Source organism: Vibrio furnissii CIP 102972, assembly GCF_000176175.1.
GTDB lineage: Bacteria > Pseudomonadota > Gammaproteobacteria > Enterobacterales > Vibrionaceae > Vibrio > Vibrio furnissii.
The window spans coordinates 108,664-123,717 of record NZ_ACZP01000020.1; the positions used below are offsets into that span (position 1 = coordinate 108,664).

At 51.1% G+C, this 15,054-nt stretch carries 10 protein-coding genes; all 10 read left to right on the forward strand.

Annotation, left to right across the window (positions count from 1 at the left end):
• Positions 1–51: 51 nt before the first annotated feature.
• The 10 genes from VFA_RS20995 to VFA_RS21040 all read left to right on the forward strand — a co-directional run bounded on the left by VFA_RS20995 (position 52) and on the right by VFA_RS21040 (position 15,051).
• On the forward strand, positions 52–1,137 hold the full coding sequence (locus VFA_RS20995) for an AI-2E family transporter (protein WP_004728992.1): 1,086 nt from the start codon (positions 52–54) through the stop codon (positions 1,135–1,137).
• Between the two features lie 95 nt (positions 1,138–1,232).
• On the forward strand, positions 1,233–2,255 hold the full coding sequence (gene rsmC / locus VFA_RS21000) for a 16S rRNA (guanine(1207)-N(2))-methyltransferase RsmC (protein WP_004728994.1): 1,023 nt from the start codon (positions 1,233–1,235) through the stop codon (positions 2,253–2,255).
• Between the two features lie 198 nt (positions 2,256–2,453).
• Positions 2,454–5,846: a response regulator gene (locus tag VFA_RS21005; protein ID WP_038152685.1), complete on the forward strand. Its 3,393-nt coding sequence runs from the start codon at positions 2,454–2,456 to the stop codon at positions 5,844–5,846.
• 698 nt (positions 5,847–6,544) lie between these two features.
• Positions 6,545–8,215, forward strand: coding sequence for an ABC transporter substrate-binding protein (locus tag VFA_RS21010; protein ID WP_004728998.1), 1,671 nt, complete (start codon positions 6,545–6,547; stop codon positions 8,213–8,215).
• A gap of 164 nt (positions 8,216–8,379) precedes the next feature.
• The gene (locus tag VFA_RS21015) at positions 8,380–9,366 is read left to right on the forward strand and encodes an ABC transporter permease (RefSeq protein WP_004729000.1); all 987 of its coding nucleotides are present in this window, start codon (positions 8,380–8,382) and stop codon (positions 9,364–9,366) included.
• Positions 9,367–9,368: 2 nt separating this feature from the next.
• Positions 9,369–10,394: an ABC transporter permease gene (locus VFA_RS21020; protein WP_004729001.1), complete on the forward strand. Its 1,026-nt coding sequence runs from the start codon at positions 9,369–9,371 to the stop codon at positions 10,392–10,394.
• Positions 10,395–10,396: 2 nt separating this feature from the next.
• Entirely contained in the window at positions 10,397–11,380 is a 984-nt protein-coding gene (locus tag VFA_RS21025; RefSeq protein ID WP_004729003.1) for an ABC transporter ATP-binding protein, read from the forward strand.
• 32 nt (positions 11,381–11,412) lie between these two features.
• Positions 11,413–12,408 carry an ABC transporter ATP-binding protein gene (locus VFA_RS21030; RefSeq protein ID WP_004729005.1) on the forward strand — a complete coding sequence of 332 codons (996 nt, stop codon included), beginning with the start codon at positions 11,413–11,415 and terminating at the stop codon, positions 12,406–12,408.
• A 46-nt stretch (positions 12,409–12,454) separates the two neighbouring features.
• Positions 12,455–14,179, forward strand: a complete 1,725-nt coding sequence (locus VFA_RS21035) for a glycoside hydrolase family 9 protein (RefSeq protein ID WP_004729006.1) — start codon at positions 12,455–12,457, stop codon at positions 14,177–14,179.
• On the forward strand, positions 14,176–15,051 hold the full coding sequence (locus VFA_RS21040) for a glucosamine kinase nucleotide-binding domain-containing protein (protein ID WP_004729008.1): 876 nt from the start codon (positions 14,176–14,178) through the stop codon (positions 15,049–15,051). The genes VFA_RS21035 and VFA_RS21040 overlap by 4 nt, the downstream gene beginning before the upstream one ends.
• Positions 15,052–15,054: the final 3 nt, after the last annotated feature.

Genomic DNA, 15,054 nt, shown 5'->3' on the forward strand with positions numbered 1-15,054 from the left:
CTGAAATGCGGCCATTATAAACCCAATTGATGATCACATGGGACCACTACCGTGCCTGACAAACTGAAAATCTCCTCCAGTCACTGGGTTTTGATCGTTGCCTTATTGGCTGCGGCGTTTACCTGCTATTTACTGGTCAAGCCTTACGTGAACTCGATTGTGATGGCATTTATCATCTCACTTCTGATGTTCCCAATCCATGAGAAACTCGAAGCCAAACTGCCATCACACAAGAATCTGGCCTCGCTACTATCGTGCATTATTCTGACCTTCATCATCGTGATTCCACTGCTGTTTGTGTTTGGGGCAATCGTCCAACAGGGCTCTAAATTCTCGCAAAATGTCTATCAATGGGTCACGCACGGCGGCATTCAAACGGTTTTCAACCATCCTTGGGTGGTGAAAGGTCTCTCGCTTGCGAACCATTACCTGCCATTTGATGAAATCCAACCGCAGCAGATTGCGCAAAAAGTCGGCCAATTGGCCACCTCGTTTGGGAGCAATCTGGTCGGCATCAGCGCTAAAATACTCGGCGACGCCACCAACTTCATCATGAACTTTTTGTTGATGCTGTTTGTGCTGTTTTTCCTGCTGCGCGATCACGACAAAATCATCACCGCCATTCGTCATATTCTGCCGCTGTCTCGCAGCCAAGAAGACAAACTGCTGTCGGAAATCGAACAAGTGTCGAAGTCGGCAGTGATGGGATCGTTTCTGACCGCCATCGCACAAGGTGCGGCCGGCGGTTTCGGCATGTGGATGGCCGGATTCCCGGGCCTCTTCTGGGGCACCATGATGGGCTTTGCGTCTTTCATTCCGTTGGTCGGGACGGCGCTGATCTGGATTCCTGCGACGATTTATCTGTTTCTCATTGGTGACACCACGTGGGCCATCTTCCTTGGTGTATGGAGTGTGGCGGTGGTGGGTTCCATCGACAACCTGCTACGCCCGCTCCTGATGCAGGGCAGCGCAGGCATGAACACGCTGATGATCTTCTTCTCACTACTGGGCGGTATTCAGTTGTTCGGTTTGATTGGCTTGATCTACGGCCCACTGATCTTTGCCATCACCATGGTGCTGTTCAATATCTATGAAGAAGAATTTAAAGGGTTCTTAAACCGTCAAGACAACAGCTAAACCGCCATTCTAAGCATTACCCGAAGGATAAAAGCACTTCAAGCGCCGGGCTGATTATGCGAAAATCAGCCCCCCTATTTTGTGTCGAGTCTGTTATGTCGAATTACATCGCGCCGAGCCAAATTGCACAACGTCAGTTGGCCTACTTTGAAGGTAAACACGTCTTGGTTGCGGGTGAAGCCGAAGATTTGTTCCCACTGGAACTGGCCAAACACTGCGCCTCCGTGTCGGTCTTTACCACCAACTATGGTTATTACCGCCAATTACACGGCAAGTCCGCGCTTCACTGTTACTTTGGTGCCGAATTGGTGGATGACGTCCATGCCGACATGGTGCTGCTGTACTGGCCCAAAGCCAAGCTGGAAGCGGAATACCTGCTCGCCATGCTGATGGCCAAGCTGGGGGAAAACACCGAAATCGTCGTGGTGGGTGAAAATCGCTCTGGCGTCAAAAGCATTGAAAAGATGTTTGCCGCGTATGGTCCGATCAACAAATATGACTCAGCGCGCCGCTGCTCCTTTTATTGGGGTCAATGTACGCAGGCGGTGAAACCATTTATTCTCGGCGAATGGTTCAAATCTTACGCGGTGCAGTATCACCACCATACCCTCACCGTGCGCAGCCTGCCGGGCGTTTTTAGCCATGGTGAGTTTGACATGGGCAGCCGTCTGCTACTCGATACGCTCCCGCCCCTGCAAGGCAAAGTGCTCGATTTTGGCTGTGGTGCCGGCGTTCTCGGCGGTGTGATGGCCATGCTCTATCCCAACATTGCATTGGAAATGTGCGACATCAGCGCGTTGGCGATTCGTTCGAGCCAAGAAACCCTCGCTGCCAACGGCCTCTCAGGCCGAGTATTTGCGTCGGATGTATACTCCGACACGGCGTCTGACTACCAGTTCATTGTCACCAACCCACCGTTCCATGCCGGATTGGATACCAGCTACAACGCCACCGAGACATTACTGGCAAAAGCACCTGCGCACCTTCAACGTCAAGGCCAACTGGTTGTGGTTGCCAACAGTTTCCTCAAATATCCGCCGATCATCGAACAAGCCTTTGGTAATTGTGAGACGTTAAATAAGACCAATAAATTCACCATCTATCACGCTCACAAATAAGTGGATAGAGAGAAATTGCCGTTTTTAACGGTGATTTCTCACCCATTTTGCCGAAAAGTGCGTCCATGCCCACGCTTTGAACCCAACTTACTTGTCAAAGTAAAAAAACTCGTTAATTTCGTTATTTCAGTTCATTCTAATCAACCACGCCACTGACTCACCGCAAAGAGCCGGTGCCATCAAAGTAACGCCTTTTCTATGTTTAGGTTCAATCGGAAGCAAAAGTTTAAGCGCCTGCAAAATACCCTCATGCTCGCGTTCTTGGTTCTTAGCATCACCCCATTGACGGTGACGGCGATTTTTTTCCTTCAATCTCACAGTAAAGATCTTCAGGAACAAAGCACATCGCACCTTCTTTCGGTCCGTGATACGAAACAACAGCAAGTCATCGACTACCTCAGCGCGAAAGAGTCTGAAGTCATGGGCTTTGTTCGCTCAGAACTGGCTTACGCCAGTGGCGGGCGTTTCTATGGTTTAGTGAACGCATTTCAACGCTTAGGCGTTGATATCGACCAAGCACGAGAGCATGCACAGCAGCGTTACGTCACCGGTTCTGGTGATGAAGTCAAAACCTCCGTGCTACCAGAATCGAGCAGTTATGTCGGCAGTGAGCGCTATCGCCTCCTGCACAAACGCTACCATTGGGCCTATCTCGAGCTACTCAAACGGTCCGACTTTGATGACATCCTGTTGGTCGATATCACCGGCAACGTGGTGTATTCCATCTACAAACGTGAGAACTACGGCACCAACTTGCTCACGGGGCGATTCAAAGACAGTAACTTGGGGCAAACCTTCCGCCAGTTGGAACAGCAAGTCAGTGAGCATCGAAAAACCAACGAAGATTACACACCAGTGGTGTTGTCGGACTTTGTCGATGAACAAGGCCGTCAATTTGCTTGGATGGGCGCCCCCATTATTCAACAAGGCTATCTGCACAGCTACGCCATGTTCCGTTTACCCAACAACGGCATCACCAAGCTGATCGCAGACACCAACACCACGTCATCGATGCGCACGTTATTGGTCGGTCAGGATCATCGTTCACGCACGCTGGCTTATGATCAACCGGAAATCGATAAAAGTACGCAAGTGATTGATTGGGCGCTCAATGGCAGCCGATCCGTCGGCACGTACACCAACCTTGATGACGAGAAAACCATCGCCGCTTACGCGCCGATCAATCTCAAGGATCTGCATTGGGCGTTGGTGGTCGAACTGCCTGAAAAAGAAGCTTTCGCACGCATTCGTCAACTGGAAAAACTGTTCATCTTCGCGATGCTGACTGCCATTATTTTGGTGGTGATTGCCTCACATTACCTATCGAATTTCATCACCTCACCCCTGCTAAAACTGACATGGGCCGCTGAACGCGTGTCGGCTGGTGATTTAGATGAAACCATGATCAACACCGATCGGCGTGATGAAATTGGGCGACTGGCGGTTAGTTTTGAACGCATGCAGCGCTCGATTCGCGAAAAAATGCAGCTAATTAAGGCGCAGAATAAAGAGCTCGAAAGCAACATTCAGGTCATCCGTAAACAGAATGATGAGTTGCAACTGGCCAACAAACTCAAAGATGAGTTTCTGGCCACAACATCCCATGAGCTGCGAACCCCGCTGCATGGCATGATCGGGATTGCCGAAGCACTGACTTCCGGCGCCAATGGCCCAATCAACGCTGCGCATAAGTATCAACTCGACATCATCATCAGCAGCGGACAACGTTTGGCCACGCTGGTCGATGACCTACTCGATTACCACAAAATGCGTTATGGCAATCTGGATATTCATCGCACGGCTGTCAATCTCTCTAATGCCACACGTTTGGTTTTGGAGCTGTCAAATCACCTGTTGGGTAAAAAACAGATTCGCATCATCAATCAGGTCGCAGAAGAAGCGCCGGTATGGGTCTCTGCTGATGCGCAGCGTCTTGAGCAAGTGTTGTACAACTTGATTGGCAACGCGATCAAATACACCTCCGAAGGCAAGATTGTCATTTCTGCCACTCGCGTTGACCAACACATTCGCGTACAAGTGGTGGATACCGGACAAGGGATTCCGGCAGAGCAATTGGAACATATTTTCGAACCCCTGATTCAAGCCGGGCACGACACCAGTCGCTACCGCCAAGGGGCCGGACTGGGCCTCTCGATCAGCCGTCAGTTGATCGAGCTGATGCAAGGGTCGCTGTATGTCAGCAGTCAACCCATGGTCGGAACGACGTTTAGCTTCACACTGCCGATGGCCTCTGACGACGAAATCGCCCAAGCGCAGTTGACGCAACAACCGCACTTCCAAGCGCCTGAATTGACTGAACTGGATCTGCCAGACCATCACAGCATTCCGGAGAATCCAACCGGGCCGTTGCTCTTGGTGGCTGATGATGAGCCGGTGAACTTACGCGTGCTCGATAGCTTCCTGCGTCTTGAAGGCTATCGCGTGCGCACCGCTCAGGATGGGAACGAAGTCCTGCAGGCCGTCGCAGAAGAGAAACCTGAATTGTTGCTACTGGACATCATGATGCCCGGCATGAGCGGCTATCAGGTGTGTGAAGAGCTGCGTAAAACGTACGATCATGCAGCGTTGCCAGTCATCATGCTCACCGCGCTCAATCAATCCGATGACCGAGTGCGCGGCTTTGAAGCCGGCGCCAACGATTATCTATCCAAACCGTTCAATAAGCAGGAATTAGCCGCCCGTATCGTCGCGCACCTGACCGCAAGTAAAGCGGAACAACGTCGCCTTGAGAACGCGGAACTGCAAAAAGAACTCAAACATCGCGCCATGGTGGAAGCAAGCTTGCTGGAAACACAAGGCCGACTGCTGGAACAGCTGGAATCCGCGCCAGAAGCGATTGTGTGCATTCGGGAAGACAACAAAGTTCGCTTTGCCAATGACGCCGCAGCGCGCCTGTTTAAACGCAGTCAGGAACAGCTCAAACGCTCCAACGCTGACGAATTGATTGGGCAAAAATACTTATTGGTCGAACAGGATCACTATTGTGGCAATGTCGACATCTTCATCGACGACACGCGCCAACACGTGAACGCCGATGTCTTGCGCCTGCCCAAAGGTGCTGGATTACAAGCGATGTATATCTTTAATGTCGGCGGTAACATTAACGCGGCGCGCATCCACAACCTTGAAACGGCGGTTGAAGCCCTATCAAGTTACGCGTTTGACGGTGACAAAGATAAATTGCAACAGCTCAAAGAGCTGGGCGGTGAATTCACACGCTTAGCCGACAAAGCCTCCGGTGACGGCCAATCCAAACAAGAGTTGATGCGTTCCGTGCTGGTCGATGCCATGACCTCCGCCCTCAACTACTGGGAAAGAGTCTCCGGTCAAAGCAAGTTCACCTTTGCTGAACAAAGTGGGCTGTGGCGCGTCTACCTCGATCGCAGTACGCTGCAAACTCGAACACTCGACAAATACCTGCGTATCGAAACACTGCCTAAAACGCCGCGTTGGCGCACCGTGCTTAACTCGTTAGATTACATTCTGGATCACTGCCAGGAACAAGGACCAGAACGCACTTACATTGAAGTGCAACGGGATAAGTTACAAAAGCTACTGACGTCAGAATAACCGCACTGCTGCCGACAAAGCCCGTCACTTGACGGGCTTTTTTATGGCCGACACACCGCATCCTAGTCGCATTCTGGCCGCACCAGATTGGCTCGAATAACCGGGCAAAAGTTCATCATGCGTGCTTCCTTTTACCCGTAAAATAAACCCATTTGTCGCGCCGCGCTTCCCCCTCTAAAAACGTCAAGGTCCGCGCGAATACCGTGTTCAATGCCGCTTCAAACGGAGTGTATGAACAACTTTGCGAAACGAATCACAACAATTCGCCAGATTTAATTTCCAACAAAAAATTTCTATCTCAAACGAGCAGTGAGCGAGATCTCACTAATAAAAAAACAGGAACAAACCCACAAACAACAATACATAAAGCGTTAGCAAATACTAACTCAACCCGTGTTAAAGTGGATTTTATGTGATATCGATCTGCGCTTATTTTTTACTCACCATGAGACTTTTTTAGTCAATTTTGACGTTTATAACAACGTACCCTTGGGTTTTGACGTTTTTGACGGGAATTGAAATTGATAAATTTCCTGACAAGGTGTTTCCTTACCCCTGTCAAAGGCCTACAGGCCACTCATGTTATCCGGCACCTCCGACCGCATAACACTTCAATGAGGTAGGTCCTTGTGAGTGTTGATCAATACGATAGCACTCGACTCCATTTGTGAAATAAAAGCAAATAGTAAGGAACAGCTATGCTTGCCAATATTAAGAAAACCGCACTTGCAGCCGCAGTTATTGCTGCAGCAACCAGCGTTTCAGCTCCGGCATTTGCCCGTAGCGAGCTAACCATCGTGCCTGATTTCTACCCTACCATGGTGCGTAACTTCAACCCGTACCTAGCCACAAACCTACGTACCACCACCGACTTCATCTACGAGCCGTTGGTTGTATTTAACGAAATGCATGGCAACACTCCGGTGATGCGCCTGGCTGAAAACTACAAGATGTCTGACGATCTGATGAGTGTGACGTTCGACATCCGTAAAGGTGTGAAATGGTCAGATGGCCAAAAATTCACAGCAAACGATGTGGTTTACTCGTTTAACCTGCTGAAAAACAAGCCTGAGCTTGATCAGCGCGGTATCAACAACTGGGTCACCAGCGTAGAAAAATTGGATGATTACAAAGTCCGTTTCCGTTTGACGGAAGCGAACTCTAACGTTCCTTACGAAATTGCTCAGGTGCCGATTGTGGCAGAGCACGTTTGGAAAGACGTCAAAGATCCAACCACATTTACGAACGAGAATCCGGTAGGTACAGGTCCATTTACGGTTATCGATACCTTTACACCACAGCTTTACATTCAGTGCCGTAACCCGAATTACTGGGATTCTGCCAACCTAGCCGTGGATTGTCTGCGCGTGCCACAAATCGCAAACAACGACCAACTCTTGGGTAAAATTGTTAACTCAGAACTCGACTGGACATCATCATTCGTCCCAGACATCGACCGTACCTACGCAGCAGCGAACCAGAATCACCATTACTGGTATCCAGCGGCAGGGACACAATCGTTCGTCGTGAACTTCAAAAACGCTGACCCAGCGAAAAAAGAAGCGCTGAACAATGTTGATTTCCGTCGTGCATTCTCAATGGCACTCGATCGTCAAACCATCATTGATATCGCGTTCTACGGCGGCGGTACCGTGAATGACTTCGCATCCGGTCTGGGTTACGCCTTCCAATCTTGGTCTGACGAATCAGTTCATAACAAGTACAAAGGCTTCAACACGTACGATGTAGACGGTGCGAAAGCACTGCTAGCAAAAGCGGGCTTCAAAGACATCAACGGCGACGGCTTTGTTGAAACGCCATCGGGTAAATCATTTGAACTGCTGATTCAATCACCAAATGGTTGGACTGACTTCAACAACACCGTTCAGCTTGCGGTTGAACAATTGCAAGATGTGGGTATCAAAGCGAAAGCGCGTACACCAGAATTTGCGGTTTACAACCAAGCCATGCTGGAAGGAACGTACGATGTGGCGTACACCAACTACTTCCACGGTGCAGACCCATACACTTACTGGAACAGTGCATACAACTCAGCACTGCAGAAAGGTGATGGCATGCCTCGCTTTGCGATGCACTTCTTCACTGACAACAAACTGGACGGTCTGCTAGACAGCTTCTACAAAACAGCAGACAAGAACGAGCAGGTTGAAATCGCACATGGCATTCAGAAGATCATCGCTGAAAACCAAGTGACTGTGCCTGTGATGTCTGGTGCATGGATGTATCAGTACAACACCACGCGTTTCACGGGTTGGTGGAATGAAGAAAATCCAAAAGGCCGTCCAAGCATTTGGGCTGGTATCCCTGAGCGTCTACTGCACGTACTGGACCTAAAACCAGTTAAGTAAGCGTTCTATCTTTGCGGCGCACCCATTGTGCGCCGCTGATTAAAAATCCCCTGATTTCATTGTCCATATGGCGCTCGTCGTTAGGGGATTTCTCGCTCTCAATTTCGCTAGGAGCGGCCTGAAGCCAATTCAGGAACAAACTGGGTGAGTAAGGTGTGTGAGTTATGGGTTATTTTTTAAGACGTTTGTCGTTCTATTTTGTCGCATTGATCGTTGCTGCGACACTCAACTTTGTTATTCCGCGAGCAATGCCTGGTGACCCGGTTACCATGATGTTTGCTAACGCGACAACTCAAGTAACGCCAGAACGAATCGAAGCGATGCAAAAGCTGCTCGGTTTTGTCGATGGCCCTTGGTACGTGCAATATGCCACGTATATGAAAAGTATCTTCAGCTGGGAGCTGGGGACCTCCATCAAATTTTATCCACTAAGCGTCAATGAACTGCTCGGTAGCGCCTTTGGTTGGTCGCTGTTCCTTGCCGGCACCGCGGTGGTCATTTCCTTTTCGATTGGTTCCATCTTAGGCATTTTTGCGGCTTGGAAACGTGGTAGTCACTATGACACCTTCATCACACCGGGCATGTTGGTAGTCCAAGCGGTACCGCAAGTGGTGATCGCCATGCTGGCCATGTTCACGTTTGCCATCGGTTTAGGCTGGTTTCCAACAGGCTATGCCTACACCGCCGGAACAATTCCAGACTGGACCAGTTGGACCTTCATCAAAGATGTCGGCTACCACGCCATTCTCCCGCTGGTCTGTGCGTCAGTGGTCCAAATTGGTGGCTTTTTGGTCAACATGCGAAACAACATGATTAACCTGTTGGCCGAAGACTACATCACGATGGCCAAAGGTAAAGGATTGAGCGAGAACCGCGTAGTCTTTAACTACGCCGCGCGAAATGCGCTGTTGCCGAGTGTCACCGCCCTCTCCATGTCGTTGGGCATGGCGATTGGGGGTCAGCTCATCATTGAAATCATCTTCAACTATCCGGGTCTCGGTACGGTGTTGTTCAACGCCATTACAGCCCGTGACTATCAAGTACTGCAGGGTCAATTGCTGATCATGACACTGTTTATGCTGTTTTTTAACCTGCTGGCGGACATGTTGTACGTCGTACTCGACCCGCGTCTGCGCAAGGGAGGTAAATAATCATGAAAGCCCTTTGGAAACTACTGCGCGGCAACCGAGTCGCCATGGTGGGTGTCACCATTTTAAGTATCTTCCTGTTTATCGCTGTCGCAGCCCCGCTGATCACAAAGCATGCTCCCGATAAGCGTACAGGGAACCCACATGAATACCCTGCATTTGTCGTGAAAGCGGCCAAAGCCAACCCTGAGGGTTGGGTCGCTGAAAATCTGGCAACCGACCGCCGTACTTTGGCGATGTCGAAAAAAGCCGATCACACCTTAGGCACGACACGGATGGGTCGCGACGTGTGGTCACAAGTAGCTTACGGTGCTCGCGTGTCACTGGCCGTGGGATTTGGCGCCGGGATTACCGTGTGTTTTCTGGCCACCGTCATTGGGGTGTCAGCCGGTTATTTCGGGGGACGCGTGGATGATTTCCTCACCGCAGCCATGAACATCATGCTGGTGATTCCACAATACCCATTGCTGTTTGTGGTGGCTGCCTTTATCGGGGAAGCTGGACCACTAACCATTTCTCTCATCATTGGCTGTACCTCGTGGGCTTGGGGGGCTCGGGTTGTACGCGCTCAAACACTCGCTCTGCGTGAAAAAGAGTTTGTGAAAGCAGCTGAAGTCCTAGGCGAATCCTCCTGGCGCATCATCTTTGTGGAAATTTTGCCGAACCTCATCTCGATTGTCGGCGCAAGTTTCATCGGTTCCGTGATGTACGCCATCATGATGGAAGCCACCATCTCGTTCTTGGGTCTAGGCGATCCAAACACCATCAGCTGGGGCATCATGCTCTACAACGTGCAAACGTCTTCTTCCATGCTGATCGGCGCTTGGTGGGAACTCCTAGCACCGTGTATCTCCTTGACCTTGTTGGTGACTGGTTTGGCACTGCTGAACTTCGCCGTGGATGAAATTGCGAACCCGCAATTGCGTTCTCACAAAGGCATGAAACGTTGGAAAAAACTGGCCGCACAAGACAAGCAAGAGCGTAAGCCTGAGCCTGCGCCACAAACCCCAATCTGGAGCGGAGACAAATAATCATGACAGCACCACTTATCTCGATCCGCAACTTATGTGTGGATTACATTACCGACGCAGGCGATGTACGCGCCTGCAATAACGTCAGCTTTGATATCGCTCCCGGTGAAGTGTTTGGCCTGGCCGGCGAGTCAGGTTGTGGTAAATCGACCGTCGCATTCTCGTTGATGCGCCTGCATAAGCCGCCCGCATTCATCACTGGTGGCGAAGTGATTTTCAACGGTGAAGACATTCTGAAATACAGCGATGACCAAATGCAGGCATTCCGCTGGAGCCAAATGTCGATGGTGTTCCAGAGTGCGATGAACGCCCTCAACCCGGTTCTGACCATGGAAGAGCAGTTCTGCGATGTGATCATGCGCCACACCACCATGAACCGCCAACAAGCAAAACGTCGTGCAGAAGGATTACTGGAAATTGTCGACATTCACCCTAGCCGTTTGAACGACTATCCGCACCAATTTTCCGGCGGCATGCGTCAACGTCTGGTGATTGCCATCGCTTTGGCGCTCAATCCAAAGATGATCATCATGGATGAGCCGACCACCGCACTGGATGTGGTGGTGCAGCGTGAGATCCTGCAAAAGATCTACGCCCTGAAAGAAGAATTTGGTTTTTCAATTTTGTTCATCACGCACGACTTGTCGCTGATGGTCGAATTCTCAGATCGCATCGGCATCATGTATTCCGGAGAACTGATTGAAGTCGCGCCGTCTAAAGAAATTCTGCAGAGCCCGTATCACCCCTACACCAAAGGCCTTGGCAGTTCGTTTCCACCATTAACCGGGCCAAAAACTCGCCTAACGGGCATTCCGGGGAACCCGCTCAACCTGCTGGAAATTCCACAGGGTTGTCGTTTTCAGGCACGCTGCGATCGCGTACACGAAACCTGTACCAAGATCCCAACCAGCCTGCGTCAAATCGAGCCGGGACGTTTATCCAACTGCCACCTGTATGGTGAGCCCATTGCCCAAGTGAAACTGTAAGTCCGGTAGAGACAGAATTTCTGGAGTCCAATATGAGTAAACAATTCGGCGAACTACTGGTGGAAGGCAAAAATCTGGTCAAGGATTTTCCGATCAACAGTAACGCACTCAAACAACCCATGATGCGCGCCATCAATGACGTGTCATTCAAAATGTACAAAAGCCGTGGTTTGTCCGTGGTGGGTGAATCCGGTTCGGGGAAATCCACCACCGCGAAAATGATCGCCAAAATGTATGCCCCGACCTCAGGCGAGATCGAGTACAAAGGGCGCGACATTCAAACGATCAAATCACGCTCTGATCTAATGCATTACCGCGAAGGCGTGCAAATGGTATGGCAAGATCCGTTCGGCTCACTCAACCCAACGCACACCATTTTTCATCACATTGCGCGCCCATTGTTGATCCACAAGAAGATCAAACCCGGCAATAAAAAAGAATTACAAGAACGCGTTTATGACCTCTTAGAACAAGTGGGCCTGATCCCACCGAAAGAAACTGCGGAAAAGTACCCGCACCAACTTTCCGGCGGTCAACGTCAACGGGTCAACCTCGCACGAAACATTGCAGTCGGTGCAGAAGTGGTGTTGGCCGATGAGCCCACGTCCATGCTCGACGTCTCGATTCGTGCAGGGGTTTTGAACCTGATGGAAGAGATGAAGTTCGAGAAGCAAATGTCGCTGCTGTACATCACGCACGACATCGCGACTGCACGTTACATCGCCGAAGATCTCGCGGTGATGTACGTCGGCCACATGGTTGAATGGGGCGACACCGAAGCCATCATTCACGATCCTCAACACCCTTACACACAACTGCTGGTGTCTGCGGTACCGGATCCGAAAAAATCGATCCACGAAAAGCTCAAAGGGAACAAAGGGGACATTCCACTCTGGACCCCCGATTCAGTCGGTTGTCCGTTTGCGGGACGCTGCCTGCACGCCTCCGACAAATGTCGCGAGCAACTGCCCGGCGTCACCCAGTTGTCAGACAACCATTTTGTCCGTTGTTACTTGTACGAAAACTAAGTTCAAGCGCCTGCGTCGCAGGCGCCAATTCACTCGGAGACGTTGAATGCAGTTACTCATCAACCACATTGGCTATGAAACTTTCGGTCCCAAGCAAGCAGTTTTGCTAACGCATGTGGCCTATTTGCAAGTTGAAGAAGCCTTATTGGTTTGCGCCCGCACTCACCGAACGGTTGAGCGCATCGCTTTTCAATGTGGTGGCCAGGTTGCTCACTGGCATCAAGGGTATTTTCATCGTATTGATTTTTCTCATATTCGCCGTGAAGGCGAGTTCTATTTATGTGTCGAAACCGCGCAATCGCAGCCATTTACCATAGGTGAAGGGGTGCTGATGCAACGTACATTTTCCGATGTACTGCACTATTTCAAATCCCAACGCTGCGGCGGCACGTTTGACCAACAGGATAAGCACGTACCGCTTCTGGGCACATCAACCACTGCCGATGTGCACGGAGGCTGGTACGACGCTTCAGGTGACGTCAGTAAATATTTAAGTCACCTTTCTTACGCCAACTATTTGAACCCACAACAAACACCCATGGTGGTCTGGAACATGTTCAAAGGGCTGGCGCTTTTAGACAATCACTCGGGTTTTGCACCGTTTTCTCGCACTCGCCTCAAGGAAGAAGCGTTGTTTGGTGCTGATTTTCTGCTTCGCATGCAAAATCCCGAGGGATTTTTTTATATGACGGTCTTTGATCAATGGAGCAAAGACACGGCGCAACGGGAGATTTGCGCCTATGCCACTCAACAAGGCGTGAAGTCAGATGCCTATCAAGCAGGCTTTCGTCAGGGTGGCGGGATGGCGATCGCTGCCTTGGCTGCGGCGGCTCGCGAACGCATCGGCGGAGAGTTTACGCCACAGCATTATCTGGCTGCGGCTGAACACGGCTATTGGCATTTGAAAGCCGACAATGCACGTTACTTAGATGATGGCGAAGAGAACATCATCGATGAGTATTGCGCGCTGATGGCCGCGTGCGAACTATACACGACCACGCAACAACCGGATTACTTGCACCAAGCGCGCGAATGGGCCACTCGCTTGATGGCGCGTCAGCATAGCGACGACCAGCAGCAATATTTCTGGTCGGCCAACCGCGATGGCTCACGCCCCTATTACCACGCGGTCGAAGCAGGCTTACCTGCGCTGGCTTTGTGTCAATATCTGGCGATTGAAACCGAAAGCAACGCACGCCACAACGCCATACAAATTCTTCATCGCGCATGTCAGTTCGAGCTCAGCATCACGCGTGAAGAGCACAACCCGTTTGGCTACCCACGCCAATACGTCAGCGATGTTCACGGCGGTAAACGCAGTGCCTTTTTTGTTACCCACGACAACGAAAGTGGGTACTGGTGGCAGGGCGAGAATGCGCGTTTGGCGTCACTGGCCACCATGGCCTTTGCTGCGCAAACCTACCTCACTGACGAGACGCTGAAACACGCTCTGTTACAAATGGCACACAACGCACTCGACTGGATTGTCGGCCTCAACCCCTACGACATGTGCATGCTCGACGGGCATGGTCGCAACAACCCAGACTACCTGCCTCAGCTGGGATTCTTTAATGCCAAGGGCGGCGTGTGCAACGGCATCACCGCCGGTTTCGATGATGAACAAGACATTGCCTTCAACCCCACACCGCACGATCAAGATCTGTTGCAAAACTGGCGTTGGGGCGAGCAATGGATTCCACATGGCGCTTGGTACCTACTGGCCATCATTCACCAATTTGAGTTTTTCTCAACGCAGCGAGGTGAGGCATGAGGGTCTATTACGCTGGCATCGATGGCGGTGGCACCTCCTGCCGCGCGCGTATTCGCGATGCGTCCGGTGCTTTGATTGGCGAAGCCAAGACCGGCAGCGCCAACCTGTTGCTTGGCGTGGAACGCGCGATGGACGCCGTCATTCACGCCATCACCTTAGCTGCCGAACAAGGCGGGCTGAATAACGATAACTTTGGTCAACTGCACGTGGGCTTGGCGCTGGCTGGCGCTGAGCACCAAGCGACTTGGCATGCCTTTATGCAGTTGCCACACCCGTTTGCGTCGCTCACGCTCAATACCGATGCCTATGGTGCATGTCTCGGCGCGCACCATGGTGACAACGGCGCCATCATGATTGCTGGCACCGGCTCATGCGGCTTGTTCTTGCAAGACGGCCACCAGCATGTGGTCGGGGGGCGTGAGTTCCCGATCTCCGATCAGGGCAGTGGCGCGGTGATGGGACTGCGCCTGATTCAACAAGTGCTGCTGATTGAAGATGGCATTTATCCGGCCACGCCACTCAGTCAGTGTGTCATGCAGCATTTTGAACACGATGTTGACGCCATTGTCGCGTGGTCGAAAACCGCTTTACCTCGCGACTATGGTCAATTTTCGCCGCAGATTTTCGCATTGGCGAATCAAGGTGACACGCTAGCAATATCCCTGCTGAAACAGACAGCAGCGGATATCGAAATGTTTTTGAACGCCCTGCATCGCAAAGGGGCACAGCGAATCTGCTTGATGGGCAGCATCGCGGAACGCATTCACGCATGGTTATCCCCTCCCGTTCAGCAATGGATCGTCGCACCGCAAGCGGATGCGATGGAGGGCGCATTAATGTTTGCCGGCAAAGCCGAGCATAATTTGTATTAAGGG